The following is a 13752-nucleotide window of genomic DNA, read 5'->3' as shown; positions in this document are numbered from 1 at the left end:
GGCCACCATCGCCACCAACGGCGTGCGGAAGAAAGGGTATGCGGGGTCGTCAGGCTGGACACCCCTTGACTGTATCGCAGCTTGGACGGGAGGGGAACCCTGTGAAACTGAACCACGGGCCGCCCCGGGGCGGCCAGGGAGACCGGCGCTACGCCGGGGCATTCTCAGCAGAGGCCCCAGCAAGCAACGGGCATCCGGTCGGCAGATGCATCCGCACCCTGCCCGGCACGCACGCGATGCGGAACTGGCGGGCTTGTACCGGTTCGCCGTCCAGGTTGAGCGTCAACGGGCGCTCGGATTCCACCTGCAGCCACGGCAGGCGCGCGCGCGTTGCCAGCTGTTCCAGTGCGGCCTGGGTGCCCGACTTCAGCATCTGGCCGAGCGTGGCGGTGACTTCACCCTCCAGCTCCGGAAGCACCGTCACGTCCAGCTGCCCATCATCGATCAGTGCCTGCGGGCACAACTGCTGGCCACCACCGGCCTGGCGGCCATTGCCGATGCCGAGCGCGATGAAGTCGCCCTCCCATGCGAAATCCGGACCTGACAGGCGCGCATGGATCGGCTCGATCCGCCCCAGCTTGGCGATGCCGGTGATCACATACGCCAGCCCGCCCAGCATCTTCTTCAAGCCGGCATCGGTCTCCACCGTCACCTGCGTGCCGAAGCCCCCGCTGGCGAGATTGGCGCACCACCAGGGCGTGCCATCGGCGTCCACGCGCAGCAGATCGATGGCGTGCGGCACCGCCTGCGCGATCAAGGCAAAGGCCTCCTTCGGCGCGGTCGGAATGCCGGCCGAGGTGGCGAAATCGTTGGCGGTCCCCATCGGAATCAGTGCAAGCGAGGGCAACGCATCTGCCGCTTCCTCACGGTGCGCCAGCGTCTCGGCCACGGCACTGAGCGTGCCATCACCACCGGCAGCGACGATCACGTCCACGCCATGATCGATGGCCTCGGCCACGTAGCGCTCGGCGTCACCGTCCTCCCAGGTCACCCGCACGTCCAGCTGCACGCCTTGCCCACGCCAATGACCGACCGCGTCGCGCAGCGCGTCATTGCCTGCGGATTTTCCGTTGAGGATCAGGCGCCAGCGCGGGGTGGTCATGCGGTGCTTCCAGGACGGGGGTGGCACAGGCTAGCAATGCGCCGTTTGTCCGCAGTGAATGTCACGCAGGTGTCATTCAGCTGCTGGAGAATGGAAGGCCATAGCAGGGACGACGGATGGAGGCAGGATCAGCCTCCCACGCATGCAGCGAGGCCACGCCAGTGATTGGCGTGGCTTTTTTTTCGGAGCTCGGAGGGCGTGCGAACCAAGGTTCGCACCCACCGGGTTGCGGTTCACACACACCAGGTTGGTAGATCCACGCCATGCGTGGATGCACTTCGCCTCAGCCGTTGGCGAACTCGTGCAACGCCTGGCCCTGCAGCCGGTACACCGTCCACTCGTCCTGCGGCGTGGCACCAGCGGCGGTGTAGAACTCGATGGCCGGGGTGTTCCAGTCCAGCACCGACCATTCGAAACGGCCGCAGCCTTCGGCCACGGCCTGGCGTGCGATGTACTTCAGCAGCGCCTTGCCGGCGCCCACACCACGCTTTTCCTGGCTGACATACAGGTCTTCCAGGTAGATGCCCTTGCGGCCCAACCACGTGGAGTAGTTGTAGAAATACACCGCATAGCCGATCGCTTCGCCGTCGACTTCGCAGATCAGCGCGCGGGCCGTGGCATCGGCGCCGAACAGGCTCTCGGCGATGCCGATCTCATCGGTCTGCACCGAATGCTCGGCCTTCTCGTAGATGGCCAGTTCGCGGATGAAATGCAGGATCAGGCCGGCATCAGCCACAGTGGCCGGACGGATGTTCAACAGAGCCATGGGCGAAAAAGGGATGGAGGGAATCAGGCGAGCTTAATCCCCTCCGTCCCTTTTTTGTCAGCGTGCCGCAGCGACATTCGCGCGCATCTGCGCGATCACGTCCTGGTAGCTGGTCTTGGCGTTGAAGATGGCCGAACCGGCAACGAAGGTATCGGCGCCGGCGGCGGCGATCTCGCCGATGTTGTCGGCCTTCACGCCGCCGTCGATCTCCAGGCGGATGTCCTTGCCGCTGGCGTCGATCATCTTGCGCACCACGCGCAGCTTGTCCAGCGCCGAGGGAATGAAGGCCTGGCCACCGAAGCCCGGGTTGACCGACATCAGCAGCACCAGGTCCAGGTCATCCAGCACCCAGTCGAGGATGTCCACCGGCGTGGCCGGATTGAGCACGATGCCCGGCTTGCAGCCCAGCGAGCGGATCAGCTGGATGGTGCGGTGCACGTGGCGGCTCGCTTCCGGGTGGAAGCTGATGTAGGTGGCACCGGCTTCGGCGAAGTCCGGGATGATGCGGTCCACCGGCTCGACCATCAGGTGCACGTCGATCGGCGCGGTCACGCCGTGCTTGCGCAGGGCCTGGCAGACCATCGGGCCGATGGTCAGGTTCGGCACGTAGTGGTTGTCCATCACATCGAAGTGGACCCAGTCCGCGCCGGCGGCGAGGACGTTGTCGACTTCCTCGCCGAGGCGGGCGAAGTTGGCGGACAGGATGGAGGGGGCGATGAGGCAGTTGGACATGGCCGGGCCTTGCAACGAGGGGAAAGTGGGTCAGCGCTTGCGCAGGGTCTTGATGCGGTCGTAGGCGGCATTGATCCGCCGCGACTTCTGCTCGGCCTGCTGCTGCAGCTCGGGGGCGGCGCCGCCGAGCTTGTCGGGGTGGTACTGCGAGATCAGCCTGCGGTAGGCGCGCTCGACCTCGGCATCGGTGGCCTCGGAGGTCAGCCCCAGCTCCCGGTACGGGTTCTCCTTGTTCAGGCGGAACCAGTCCGAGTCGAAGGCGTGGCCGATCAACAGGCCGACCACCGCGCCGAACAGCGGATTGGGCCGGAACAGCAGGGCGCCGGCGATGAATCCGAGCAGTTTTCCGTACCAGCGCATGGCGCTCCGGGGTCGACCGACGAAATGGACGCTCATTTTACGTCACAGCGGGCCCGGACCGCTTTACACTAGGCCGCCCGCTGGTCAGCGGGCCCGCCGGGTCCGTTGGGCAGCAGCCGTATCGACAACGCCCCAGGAGTGCCCGTGCCAACCACGCTGTTGCAATCCGATCTCCCCGGCCTGCCCTTGCGCCATCGCGGCAAGGTGCGTGATGTGTTCGATATCCCGCGCGAGCGGCTGCCAGCCGGAACCCCGCCGGGCGAATACCTGCTGATGGTGGCCACCGATCGCCTGTCGGCGTTCGACGTGGTCCTGCCCGACCCGATCCCGGGCAAGGGCGAGATGCTCTGCCAGGTCTCCAACTTCTGGTTCGCCAAGACCGCGCACCTGATGCCCAACCACCTGACCGGCATCGACGTGGCCAGCGTGCTGCCCGAAGGCGTGGACCCGACCCTGTACGCCAAGCGCGCGGTAGTCACCCGCAAGCTGAAGCCGGTGCCGGTGGAAGCGATCGCCCGCGGTTACCTGATCGGCAGCGGCTGGAAGGACTACCAGCGCACCGGCAAGGTCAGCGGCATCGACCTGCCGGACGGCCTGCGCCAGGCCGAGCAGCTGCCTGAGCCGATCTTCACCCCCTCGACCAAGGCCGCCGTGGGCGACCATGACGAGAACATCGATTTCGATGCGATGGTGAAGCAGGTCGGTGCCGAGATGGCCGAGCGTGTGCGCGACGCCACCCTGCGCATCTACAAGTTCGCCGCCGATTACGCCCGCGAGCGCGGCATCATCCTGGCCGATACCAAGTTCGAATTCGGTACCGATGCCGATGGCCGCCTGTACATCATGGACGAGATGCTGACGCCGGATTCCTCGCGTTACTGGCCGGCCGACGAGTACGAGGTGGGCACCAGCCCGCCGAGCTACGACAAGCAGTTCGTGCGCGATTACCTGGAGACGCTGGACTGGGGCAAGACCGCCCCGGGCCCGACCATCCCGGCCGAGATCATCGAGCGCACCCGCGCCAAGTACGCCGAGGCGCTGCAGCGCCTGGCCGGGATCAGCGTCGACTGATCCCCTGCGCCCCCGGCCGGTCTGGCTGGGGGCGTTCTGAATGCGGTACCGCCGGCCGCTGGCCGGCAACCTCGCGAACTCGGCTATGCTCTGGCTTGCCGGCCAGCGGCCGGCACTACCGTTGTCCGAGGAAGCGACGCAGCATGCAGACATCCACCGAGCTTGCGCGGCCGATCGACCGCTATTTCGCCAGCTACTCCGACGACCACCGCAATGTGATCAACCAGCGCATCCACGTGGTGGCGGTACCGGCAATCCTGTGGTCGGTGGTGGCCCTGCTGTGGTGCCTGCCGCCACTGATCACCTGGCTCCAGTACGGCATCTGGTCGGCGTTCGCGATGTTCAGCGCCTGGTGCTTCTACAACAAGCTGTCGCGCCCGCTGGGCATCGGCATGCTCATCCAGTTCTTCGTGTTCGGCTGCCTGTGCCGCCTGCTGGAGGCCGAGATCGGCCTGCACAACCTGTTCTGGCTGGCGGTGGGCGTGTTCGTGGTGGCCTGGATCGCGCAGTTCATCGGTCACAAGTTCGAGGGCCGCAAGCCCAGCTTCCTGACCGACCTGACCTACCTGCTGATCGGCCCGGCCTGGGTGATGGCCAAGTTCTACCGCAAGCTCGACTGGCGCTACTGACCTGCCCGTGGCCGACCGCGCCCCTCGTTTCCTGAACGGGCAGATTCCGTCACCCGCACTCCACGACGGCCCTGCCAGCCTGCACCGGTGATCCGTTCCCCATCGCCCGCCCGTCGACGGCAGCCCCTGTGCGACAGGGCCTGCGGTCTCCCTGCGTGGGCGTAGGGTGTCCCCCGAGGGCAACCGGGGAGGGGCCGCAGCAACGTGATGCTGCGCTGCAGAAAAAATGAATCAGCGGACGTTACATGCAATTGATCGCTGTTCGATGGGTTTCGGCGACATTTCGCAGCCTGTTATCCTCCCTGACCTGCTCGTGAATCATGGATTCCCTGCATGCTCCCCAGCCTGCCCCTGCTGCTGGCCCTGCCGTTCCTGATGGCAGCGGCTGTTGCGGCCTTCCCCCGTAGTTCGCGCTCGACTGCTGCCTGGCTGGCGGCGCTGGCGCCGTTGGGCGGGCTGGCCATCCTCGGCTGGCTGACCCCGTCGGTGCTCGACGGCCAGGTGGTGCGGACGATGGTCCCTTGGCTGCCGCAGATCGGCCTGGACTTCACCCTGCGCCTGGACGGGCTGGCCTGGATGTTCGCCGGGCTGGTGCTCGGCATCGGCGCGCTGGTGGTGCTGTATGCGCGCTACTACCTGAGCCAGCAGGACAACGCCCACCGCTTCTACTGCTACCTGCTGCTGTTCATGGGCGCCATGCTGGGCATGGTGCTGTCGGGCAACCTGCTGTTGCTGATGATCTTCTGGGAAATGACCAGCATCAGCTCGTTCCTGCTGATCGGCTTCTGGTCGCACCGCCAGGACGCCCGCGAGGGCGCACGCATGGCGCTGGTGATCACCGGCGGCGGTGGCCTGGCCCTGCTCGGTGGCGTGCTGCTGATCGGCCGCATCGTCGGCAGCTTCGACCTGGACGTGGTGCTGGCCGCCGGCGAGCAGATCCGCGCCAGCGCGCTGTACCCCTACGCCCTGTTCCTGGTGCTGGCCGGCATCTTCACCAAGAGCGCGCAGTTCCCGTTCCACTTCTGGCTGCCGCACGCGATGGCGGCGCCCACGCCGGTCTCGGCCTACCTGCATTCGGCCACCATGGTGAAGGCCGGCGTATTCCTGCTGGCGCGCCTGCACCCGGCGCTGGCCGGCAGCGACCTGTTCTTCTACACGGTCAGTGGCATCGGCGCGCTGACCCTGCTGATCGGTGCCTGGAATGCGATCTTCCAGCACGACCTGAAAGGCCTGCTGGCGTACTCGACCATTTCCCACCTTGGCCTGATCACCCTGCTGTTCGGCCTGTCCACGCCGATGGCGGTGGTGGCCGGCGTGTTCCACATCCTCAACCACGCCACCTTCAAGGCCTCGCTGTTCATGGCCGCCGGCATCATCGACCACGAAACCGGCACCCGTGACATGCGCAAGCTGGGCGGCCTGCGCAGGCTGATGCCGTTCACCAGCGCGCTGGCGATCATCGCCTCGCTGGCGATGGCCGGCATCCCGCTGCTCAACGGCTTCCTGTCCAAGGAAATGCTGTTCGCCGAAGCGCTGACCGCCGGCGGCGGCCCGGGCGCCATGCGCACGGCGGTGTCGATCGCGGCGCTGCTGGCCGGTGTGTTCGGCGTGGCCTACAGCCTGCGCTTCGTGCACGACACCTTCTTCGGCCCCGGCCCGCACGACCTCGACCGCGTGCCGCATGAGCCGCCGCGCTGGATGAAGGTGCCGGTGGAACTGCTGGTGGTGATCTGCGTGGCGGTGGGCGTCGCCCCGGCACTGACCGTGGCGCCGGTGCTGCATGCCGCCGCGGCCTCGATCCTCGGCAATGCCATGCCCGAGTACAGCCTGGCGGTATGGCACGGTTTCAACCTGCCGCTGGCAATGAGTGCGATCGGCGTGGTCGGTGGCGTGGCGCTGTACTTCGGCCTGCGCAGGCTGATCAATCTGCACGGCGTGGAAACCCGTACCACCGGCCGCAATGTGTTCCATGCGCAGCTGGATGCGCTTTCCGCGCTGGCCATGCGCCTGACCAACGGCATCGCCAACGGCAGCCTGCAGCGCATGCTGCTGGGCCTGGTGCTGGTGGCGATCGTGGTCGCCGCCGCACCATTCGTGGCCAATCCGGCCTCGCCGAACTGGACCGCGCCGCAGCCGATCCCGCTGCTGGGCTGGGCGCTGTGGCTGGTGATGATGGCCTGTGCGGTCGCCACCCTTCGCGTCTACAAGCAGCGCCTGCTGGCGGTGCTGCTGGTCGGCGGCGTCGGCCTGATGGTGGCGCTGACCTTCGTGTTCCTGTCCGCGCCCGACCTCGCCCTGACCCAGCTGCTGGTGGAGATGGTGACCCTGGTGCTGATGCTGCTGGGCATGAACTACCTGCCCGCGCAGTCCGGGCCGGAGCGGCCACGCTGGCGCAAGCGCCGCGATGCGGTGATCGCGATCATCGCCGGTGCCGGCCTTGGCGCGCTGGCGTACTCCGCGATGACCCTGCCGCCGAACACCATGGCCGGCGAGCTGCTGGGCCGGGCACTGCCCGAGGCCTACGGCCAGAACGTGGTCAACGTGATCCTGGTCGACTTCCGCGGCTTCGATACCTTCGGCGAGATCACCGTGTTCGGCATCGCCGCGCTGGTGGTGCACGCGCTGCTGCGGCGCACCCGCATGGCGCCGGAGCAGATCATGCCCGGCCCGCCAATCAAGCTGCCGGTGCCGGCCGACCTGGCGCAGATCATGTTCCCGCTGACCCTGACCGTATCGATCTTCCTGTTCCTGCGCGGCCACAACGCGCCGGGCGGTGGCTTCATCGCCGGCCTGGTGCTGGCGGTGCCGCTGCTGATCCAGTACGTGATCCAGGGCACCGCGTCGGTGGAATCGCGCTTCGGCTTCGACTACATCCGCTGCATCGGCACGGGCCTGTTGATCGCCCTGCTCAGCGGCAGCGCGTCGATGCTGTTCGGCGTGCCGTTCCTGACCAGCGGCCACCTCGACCTGCACCTGCCGCTGATCGGTGACGTGCCACTGGCCAGCGCCATCGGCTTCGACATCGGCGTGTACCTGGTGGTGTTCGGTGGCGCCATGCTGATGCTGTCGATGATGGGCACGATCAAGCCGTCGCGTACCCGTACCGCCCGCAAGGGTGAGATCGACCTGCAACGCCGTTCGGCACGCACCGGGGAGATGCACTGATGGAACTGGCCCTGGCTACCGCGATCGGCGTGCTGACCGCGATCGGCGTCTACCTGCTGCTGCGTGCGCGCAGCTTTGACGTGATCCTCGGCATGACCTTCCTGTCCTATGCGACCAACCTGCTGATCTTCGCCGGTGGCCGCGTGGTGCTGGGCAAGGCGCCGGTGCTGCAGGAAGGCGTGGACAGCCACCTCGGCAACTACACCGACCCGCTGCCGCAGGCCCTGGTGCTGACCGCGATCGTGATCGCCTTCGCGATGACCGCCGTCAGCATCGTGCTGGCCATGCGCAGCCGCAGCGACAACCACAGCGACCATGTGGACGCCCACGAACCTGACGAAACCGGACCAGGCGACGACGCGCCGCCGCGCCAGGGCGAGGATCGCGCATGAACCATCTGGTGATCCTGCCGATCCTGATTCCGCTGCTCGGTGCCGCACTGTCGCTGTTCGTCGAGCACCGCCGCTATGGCCCCAGGGTGCAGCGCACGGTGGCCTGGACCTCGCTGTCGGCGCTGGCGCTGGCGGTGGGCCTGCTGTTCGCATCGACCGTGGGCGGTGACATCAACGTCTACCTGCTGGGCGACTGGCCGTCGCGGCTGGGCATCGCGCTGGTGGCCGACCGGCTGTCGGCGTGGATGCTGCTGACCACCCTGCTGCTGGCCATTCCCTGCCTGCTGCATGCCTGCTCGGGCTGGGACCGTCGCGCACCGCACTTCCATGCACTGTTCCAGTTCCAGCTGGTCGGCCTCAATGGCGCGTTCCTGACCGGCGACATCTTCAACCTGTTCGTGTTCTTCGAGGTGATGCTGATCGCCTCCTACGGCCTGCTGCTCAGTGGCGGCCGCGGCCTGCGCATGCGCATCGGCCTGCACTACGTGGTGTTCAACGTCACCGCCTCGACGTTGTTCCTGATCGCACTGGGCCTGCTGTACGCCTCGCTGGGCTCGCTGAACATGGCCGAGCTGTCGCAGCGCATCGCCGAGGTGCCGCCGGCGCAGTTGACCCTGGTGAAAGCGACGATGGGCCTGTTGCTGCTGGTGTTCTGCGCCAAGGCCGCATTGATGCCGCTGTACCTGTGGCTGCCGGAAGCCTATTCGCGCGCACCGGCTGCAGTCGCCGCCCTGTTCGCGATCATGACCAAGGTCGGCCTGTACTCGGTGCTGCGCATCCAGATGCTGTGGTTCGGCGACGATGCCGGTGCGATGGCCGGCTACGGCCGCGACTGGCTGCTGTGGGCCGGCGTGGCAACGCTGGTGCTTGGCGGCCTCGGTGCGCTGGCCGCGACCCGCCTGCGCGTGCTGATCTCGTACCTGGTGATCGTCTCGGCAGCCACGCTGTTCATCGCCTTCTCGGTAGGCACGCCGCAGGTGCTGTCCGCCGGCCTGTACTACCTGCCGCACAGCAGCTTCGTCGCCGCCGCACTGTTCCTGATTGCCGACCTGATCCGCCGCCGTCGCGGTGGCGCCAGCGACCGCAAGGAAGTGGTCGCGCCGATGCCGGGCAAGGAAACCCCGGCGGTGCTGTTCCTGATCGGCGCGGTGTCGGTGGCCGGCCTGCCGCCGCTGTCCGGTTTCCTGGCCAAGGCCGCGCTGCTGGCCGGCATGCCGGCGCAGTACACCGGGCCGGTGTGGACCGCGGTGCTGGTCAGCAGCCTGCTGGTGATCATGGGCCTGACCCGCGGCGGCATCCGCCTGTTCTGGCGCGTACCGCCGGTCGAGGCCGATGCACCGAAGCCGCGCAAGGCACGCCTGCGCCGGGTCGAGCTGTACGCGGCCTGCATCCTGCTGGCCTACGGCATCGGCATGACCCTGGCCGCTGCACCGCTGATGCGCTACACCGACGCCACCGCCGCACAGCTGCTGCACCCCAGCGAGTATGTGCAGCAGTTGCGTGCGACCCCGCCGGAGATCCGCCAGCCATGACCGCCCAGCGCTCCCTGTTCCGCCGCATCATTCCCTCGCCGATGCTCAGCATCATGGTGGTGGCGTTCTGGCTGCTGATGTCCGACAGCTTCACCCTCGGCCAGTTCGTGCTGGGGCTGGTGCTGGGCGTGGTGGTGCCGCTGTTCGCCGCGCGCCTGGACCGCGAGTTCGCCCGCATCGGCACCCTGCGCCCGCTGCCCAAGCTGCTGTGCGTGACCCTGTGGGACATCCTGATGTCCAACATCCGCGTGGCGATCCAGGTACTGGGCCCGGAGAAGAACATCCACCCGGGCTTCATCTGGCTGCCGCTGGACATCGCCAACATCCACGGCATCGCTGCGCTGACCAGCATGATCACCCTGACCCCGGGCACGGTCTCGGCCGCGCTCAGCGACGACCGCAGGTTCCTGCTGGTGCACGTGCTGCACCTGGAGGACCCGCAGGACCTGATCGACACGATCAAGCGACGTTACGAAGCCCCGTTGATGGAGATCTTCCCATGACTGGATTCCAGATCATCCAGACCACGCTGGTGGTGTGCATGCACGTGGTCGGGCTGGCGATGCTGCTGGCCACCTGGCGCCTGCTGCGCGGCCCGACCGTGCCCGACCGCATCCTCGCGCTGGACACCCTGTCGGTGACTGCCATTGCAGAGCTGATGCTGTTCGGCATGTACCTCAACTCAGCGATCTATTTCGAAGCCGCACTGGTCATCGCCATGCTCGGCTTCGGCAGCACCGTGGTGCTGAGCAAGTTCGTGCTGCGCCGGGACATCGTCGAATGATCACTGCGATCCAGATCGGCCTGTCGATCCTGCTGCTGTTCGGCTGCTTCTTCATCCTGGTCGGCGCACTGGGCCTGGTGAAGCTGTCCACCTTCTTCAAGCGGCTGCACGCACCGACCAAGGCCAGCACGCTGGGCGTGGGCTGCGTGCTGGTGTGTTCGGTGTGCTACCACATCTTCCTCGGCCAGGACCCGCAGCCGCGCGAGCTGCTGATCACCGTGTTCCTGTTCATCACTGCACCGATCAGCGCACACATGATGGCCAAGGCCGCGCTGTCGCTGCTGATGGAAACCCGCCCCAGCCTGCCCGGCAACGAGCCGGCTGCTGAAGAGCAGCTGCCGCCGCCGGAACCGGTGCGGGAAGAAGAAACCACGCAGAACCGGTAAATCCGGTAGAGGCCGACCTTGGTCGGCGCCTTGTTTCCCCGAGTGCCAACCAAGGTTGGCAGCTACCGGGTAATCGGCGGGGTGACAGGTGGGTGCCGACCTTGGTCGGCACGGAGCCAACCGCATCCACGCGTGGCGTGGATCTACCGACCGCAATGCCTGGTAGAGGCCGACCTTGGTCGGCGCTTTGTTTCCCCGAGTGCCAACCAAGGTTGGCAGCTACCGCATCATCGGCGAGGTGACCGGTAGGTGCCGACCTTGGTCGGCACGGAACCAACCGCATCCACGCATGGCGTGGATCTACCGACCGCAATGCCCGGTAGAGGCCGACCTTGGTCGGCGCTTTGTTTCCCCGAGTGCCAACCAAGGTTGGCAGCTACCGCATCATCGGCGGGGTGACCGGTAGGTGCCGACCTTGGTCGGCACGGAGCCAACTGCATCCACGCATGGCGTGGATTTACAACGCTGGGGCACCCACCAGCAGCAGTTCCAGCACGAACCAGCCCGTGAACGCGACCAGCAGGATCCCGCCTTCGCCGCGGCTGATCTTCAGGTCGCCGCGCAGCATGGGGTACAGCACCAGTGCGAAGGCCAGCAGCGCCGGCAGTTCCAGGCGTACGAACGAGGCCGGCAGCGCCAGCGGCTGCAGCATCGCCATCGCGCCGATCACCAGCAGCAGGTTGACCACGCTGGAGCCCAGTACGTGCCCCAGCACCATGTCACCGTGACCGCGACGCGCGGCGGCGATGGCGGTGGCCACCTCCGGCAATGCGGTGCCGATTGCAACCGGCAGCAGGCCGACCAGCAGTGGCGTCCAGCCCAGCGCCGCACCGAAGTCCGCTGCGGCACCCACCACCAGGCGCGCGCCCCAGTACAGGGTCAACGCCGCGATCAGCACGCGCAGCACGTTCAATGGCAGGCTGGTGCGGCTCAAGGCGGACTCGGCGATGGTCGCCTGCACGTCCGCGCTCTCGCTGCGGCCACGGCGCAGCAGCAGCACCTGCACGACGATGAAGCCGGCCACCAGCACGCCACCCTCCCAGCGCACCAGGCGCCCATCCAGCCCGAACAGGATCAGCAGCACGCCCGCTGCCAGCAGCGACCACCACAGCACCGTCTGCAGGCGCGCGCGCAGCAGCAGCGGGGCGGCGATCGCCGCCATGGCCAGGGTCAGGCCCACGTTGACGATGCTGCTGCCTACTGCATTGCCCAGCGCCAGCTCGGGTTGGCCGACCGCCAGCGCGCGCGCGTTGACCGCCAGTTCCGGCAACGAGGTGGTCACCCCGAGCAACAGCAGGCCCGCAGTGAACGGGCTGGCCCCGAAGCGCTGGGCCAGGCCGGACACGGCCTTGACGATGGAGTCCCCGCCCAGCGCCAGCAACAGCAGGCCGAGCAGGAACCAGGCAATGGCAATAGCGATCATCGAGCACTCCCCCAGCGGTCGTGGCGCGATTCTACGCTGGCCCCGCGCGCATGGCTGGGCCGTGGATCAAGGATCAGCCACAGCCTTCCACATAATCGACCTGCGGGGTCTGCCCGACCCGCCATGCACTCACCCGGCCATCAGCGCCAAGCGCAAAGTCGATCACCGCAGCGCCGTCCTGCGCCGGGCGCACGCGCAGGTGCTGGGCCTTCTCGTCGTATTTGTCAGGGCCGACGTCGGCGCGCTCGGGGTACAGCACCTGCAGCTCGCCGAGGGTCATGCCGACCTTGCCGCCACCCGGTGCGGTGATCGCGGGGCTGCGCACGTCATAGCGCACCAGCTTGCGACCTTCGATCATCAGGCGCGGGTCTTCGGCGTCCTGCGGATGCAGGAAATAGCAGCCGTCGTTGCTGTCGTCGGCCGGCAGCGGCGTGCCGCTGGCGTCGGCACCCAGCCCCTGCAGTGGCGCGCCGAAGCCGCTGCGGACCTCGGCGATGCCGGTGCCCAGCGTCGCGCCGGCGAAGCCATCCAGGCGTGCCGGGCCCGGTTCCGCGGCTGCAATGGGTGTGGCTGCCGGGCTGGCGGAGGCGCCTGCGCTGGATGGCGTGGTAGCGTCGGCCGCGGCGGGTGCCTCGGCATTGCGGTTGCAGGCGGCGAGCGACAGCAGCAACAGACCAGCAATCGGGAGGTGCTTCATCGGTGCGGTTCCCTGGCACGAAGGTGGCTGCACGCTAGCGCAAGGTGCGTGCAGGCGTTGCATTGTCATCGCGGTTTCATCGCCTTCGTTCAGGCTCGGCGTGCACCGACTTGGCTGTCCCTCCCATGCAACCGCGCAAGACCGATCTCGCCCGAACCGCGCTGCAGGCTCACCGCGCGCCGCTGGACATGCGCCAGCGCCGGCTGCTGATCCTGTGCGACGGCCAGCGCAGCATCGCCGAACTGACCGGCCTGCTCGGTGCGGAGGCGCCGGCGATGGTCATCCAGCTGGTGCAGGCGGGCTACCTGAGCACAGGGCAGGCCACTGCGACGCCCACGCCCTCCCCCAGCGCTGTCATCGCTCCCGAACCGGTTGCTGCAGCACCGGCTCCGGCTGCAGCGACTGCCACACCGGTCGAACGCCGCCGCTCGCTGGTGGCCGCGCGCATCTACGTGCTGGGCATCCTGGAAATGCAGCGCCACCCGCAGGCGGCGGCGCTGTTCCGCGACCTGCAGCAGGCGCGAGCGGAAGACGAGGTGCTGCAGCGGCTGCAGTCGGCGATGCAGATGCTGCCCGCGCTGACCTCGGACGGCTACTGCCAGCGCGTGCGGCAGCGCCTGCTGGAGGCGCTGCCACTGGAGCATTGCGATGCGTTCGCCGAGGCCGCTTGAAGAAAAAGGGGACGGAGGGGATTAAGTCGTTTCAAGCACACG

Annotated in this window: 15 protein-coding genes; 9 read left to right on the top strand and 6 right to left on the bottom strand. The window is 67.5% G+C overall.

From position 1 onward, the window contains the following. Positions 1-148: 148 nt before the first annotated feature. The 4 genes from yegS to VPH47_RS01475 all read right to left on the bottom strand — a co-directional run bounded on the left by yegS (position 149) and on the right by VPH47_RS01475 (position 2960). The gene (gene yegS, locus VPH47_RS01490) at positions 149-1102 is read right to left on the bottom strand and encodes a lipid kinase YegS (RefSeq protein ID WP_164161303.1); all 954 of its coding nucleotides are present in this window, start codon (positions 1100-1102) and stop codon (positions 149-151) included. A gap of 283 nt (positions 1103-1385) precedes the next feature. Continuing rightward, entirely contained in the window at positions 1386-1868 is a 483-nt protein-coding gene (locus VPH47_RS01485; RefSeq protein WP_110713973.1) for a GNAT family N-acetyltransferase, read from the bottom strand. 57 nt (positions 1869-1925) lie between these two features. Beyond that, a complete protein-coding gene (gene rpe, locus VPH47_RS01480) occupies positions 1926-2600 on the bottom strand; it encodes a ribulose-phosphate 3-epimerase (protein ID WP_032127160.1) in 675 nt (224 codons plus the stop codon). Between the two features lie 30 nt (positions 2601-2630). Next, on the bottom strand, positions 2631-2960 hold the full coding sequence (locus tag VPH47_RS01475) for a DnaJ family molecular chaperone (RefSeq protein WP_014038745.1): 330 nt from the start codon (positions 2958-2960) through the stop codon (positions 2631-2633). A 144-nt stretch (positions 2961-3104) separates the two neighbouring features. Between VPH47_RS01475 and VPH47_RS01470 the strand changes: the two genes are divergently transcribed. The 8 genes from VPH47_RS01470 to VPH47_RS01435 all read left to right on the top strand — a co-directional run bounded on the left by VPH47_RS01470 (position 3105) and on the right by VPH47_RS01435 (position 10919). After that, positions 3105-4031 (top strand): phosphoribosylaminoimidazolesuccinocarboxamide synthase, encoded by a 927-nt coding sequence (locus tag VPH47_RS01470; RefSeq protein ID WP_368849971.1) that lies wholly within the window; start codon positions 3105-3107, stop codon positions 4029-4031. A 143-nt stretch (positions 4032-4174) separates the two neighbouring features. Further along, entirely contained in the window at positions 4175-4660 is a 486-nt protein-coding gene (locus tag VPH47_RS01465) for a DUF962 domain-containing protein (protein ID WP_153854691.1), read from the top strand. A 333-nt stretch (positions 4661-4993) separates the two neighbouring features. Next, the gene (locus VPH47_RS01460; RefSeq protein ID WP_368849970.1) at positions 4994-7825 is read left to right on the top strand and encodes a monovalent cation/H+ antiporter subunit A; all 2832 of its coding nucleotides are present in this window, start codon (positions 4994-4996) and stop codon (positions 7823-7825) included. Continuing rightward, positions 7825-8217 carry a Na+/H+ antiporter subunit C gene (locus VPH47_RS01455; RefSeq protein ID WP_153854693.1) on the top strand — a complete coding sequence of 131 codons (393 nt, stop codon included), beginning with the start codon at positions 7825-7827 and terminating at the stop codon, positions 8215-8217. Before VPH47_RS01460 ends, VPH47_RS01455 begins: the two co-directional genes overlap by 1 nt. Next, positions 8214-9749, top strand: a complete 1536-nt coding sequence (locus tag VPH47_RS01450) for a monovalent cation/H+ antiporter subunit D (protein WP_180846937.1) — start codon at positions 8214-8216, stop codon at positions 9747-9749. Before VPH47_RS01455 ends, VPH47_RS01450 begins: the two co-directional genes overlap by 4 nt. Continuing rightward, the gene (locus VPH47_RS01445) at positions 9746-10252 is read left to right on the top strand and encodes a Na+/H+ antiporter subunit E (protein ID WP_110713978.1); all 507 of its coding nucleotides are present in this window, start codon (positions 9746-9748) and stop codon (positions 10250-10252) included. The genes VPH47_RS01450 and VPH47_RS01445 overlap by 4 nt, the downstream gene beginning before the upstream one ends. Further along, the gene (locus tag VPH47_RS01440) at positions 10249-10533 is read left to right on the top strand and encodes a K+/H+ antiporter subunit F (protein ID WP_006399171.1); all 285 of its coding nucleotides are present in this window, start codon (positions 10249-10251) and stop codon (positions 10531-10533) included. The genes VPH47_RS01445 and VPH47_RS01440 overlap by 4 nt, the downstream gene beginning before the upstream one ends. Next, on the top strand, positions 10530-10919 hold the full coding sequence (locus VPH47_RS01435; protein ID WP_049401677.1) for a Na+/H+ antiporter subunit G: 390 nt from the start codon (positions 10530-10532) through the stop codon (positions 10917-10919). The genes VPH47_RS01440 and VPH47_RS01435 overlap by 4 nt, the downstream gene beginning before the upstream one ends. Before the next feature lie 457 nt (positions 10920-11376). Here the strand turns inward: VPH47_RS01435 and VPH47_RS01430 are convergent, their stop codons facing one another. Then, a complete protein-coding gene (locus tag VPH47_RS01430; RefSeq protein WP_248858394.1) occupies positions 11377-12342 on the bottom strand; it encodes a sodium:calcium antiporter in 966 nt (321 codons plus the stop codon). Positions 12343-12415: 73 nt separating this feature from the next. Beyond that, complete coding sequence (locus VPH47_RS01425; protein ID WP_153854696.1) at positions 12416-13039, bottom strand: hypothetical protein; 624 nt, start codon at positions 13037-13039, stop codon at positions 12416-12418. Between the two features lie 125 nt (positions 13040-13164). Here VPH47_RS01425 and VPH47_RS01420 point away from each other — a divergent pair, with 125 nt between their 5' ends. Then, positions 13165-13710 carry a hypothetical protein gene (locus VPH47_RS01420; RefSeq protein WP_110713981.1) on the top strand — a complete coding sequence of 182 codons (546 nt, stop codon included), beginning with the start codon at positions 13165-13167 and terminating at the stop codon, positions 13708-13710. Positions 13711-13752: the final 42 nt, after the last annotated feature.

Origin of the sequence: Stenotrophomonas sp. WED208 (assembly GCF_040984485.1) — a bacterium.
In the GTDB taxonomy this organism is placed as follows: Bacteria; Pseudomonadota; Gammaproteobacteria; order Xanthomonadales; family Xanthomonadaceae; genus Stenotrophomonas; species Stenotrophomonas riyadhensis.
The sequence above is the reverse complement of the archived record's forward strand: the minus strand, read 5'-3'. Positions and strand labels throughout refer to the sequence as shown.

Excerpts from the sequence above, each read along its gene's own strand:
- rpe (WP_032127160.1), bottom strand. The coding sequence starts at position 2,600 with ATGTCCAACTGCCTCATCGCCCCCTCCATCCTGTCCGCCAACTTCGCC.
- VPH47_RS01450 (WP_180846937.1), top strand. The coding sequence starts at position 8,214 with ATGAACCATCTGGTGATCCTGCCGATCCTGATTCCGCTGCTCGGTGCC.
- VPH47_RS01455 (WP_153854693.1), top strand. The coding sequence starts at position 7,825 with ATGGAACTGGCCCTGGCTACCGCGATCGGCGTGCTGACCGCGATCGGC.
- VPH47_RS01460 (WP_368849970.1), top strand. The coding sequence starts at position 4,994 with ATGCTCCCCAGCCTGCCCCTGCTGCTGGCCCTGCCGTTCCTGATGGCA.
- VPH47_RS01435 (WP_049401677.1), top strand. The coding sequence starts at position 10,530 with ATGATCACTGCGATCCAGATCGGCCTGTCGATCCTGCTGCTGTTCGGC.
- VPH47_RS01475 (WP_014038745.1), bottom strand. The coding sequence starts at position 2,960 with ATGCGCTGGTACGGAAAACTGCTCGGATTCATCGCCGGCGCCCTGCTG.
- VPH47_RS01420 (WP_110713981.1), top strand. The coding sequence starts at position 13,165 with ATGCAACCGCGCAAGACCGATCTCGCCCGAACCGCGCTGCAGGCTCAC.
- VPH47_RS01465 (WP_153854691.1), top strand. The coding sequence starts at position 4,175 with ATGCAGACATCCACCGAGCTTGCGCGGCCGATCGACCGCTATTTCGCC.
- VPH47_RS01485 (WP_110713973.1), bottom strand. The coding sequence starts at position 1,868 with ATGGCTCTGTTGAACATCCGTCCGGCCACTGTGGCTGATGCCGGCCTG.
- VPH47_RS01440 (WP_006399171.1), top strand. The coding sequence starts at position 10,249 with ATGACTGGATTCCAGATCATCCAGACCACGCTGGTGGTGTGCATGCAC.
- VPH47_RS01430 (WP_248858394.1), bottom strand. The coding sequence starts at position 12,342 with ATGATCGCTATTGCCATTGCCTGGTTCCTGCTCGGCCTGCTGTTGCTG.
- yegS (WP_164161303.1), bottom strand. The coding sequence starts at position 1,102 with ATGACCACCCCGCGCTGGCGCCTGATCCTCAACGGAAAATCCGCAGGC.
- VPH47_RS01445 (WP_110713978.1), top strand. The coding sequence starts at position 9,746 with ATGACCGCCCAGCGCTCCCTGTTCCGCCGCATCATTCCCTCGCCGATG.
- VPH47_RS01425 (WP_153854696.1), bottom strand. The coding sequence starts at position 13,039 with ATGAAGCACCTCCCGATTGCTGGTCTGTTGCTGCTGTCGCTCGCCGCC.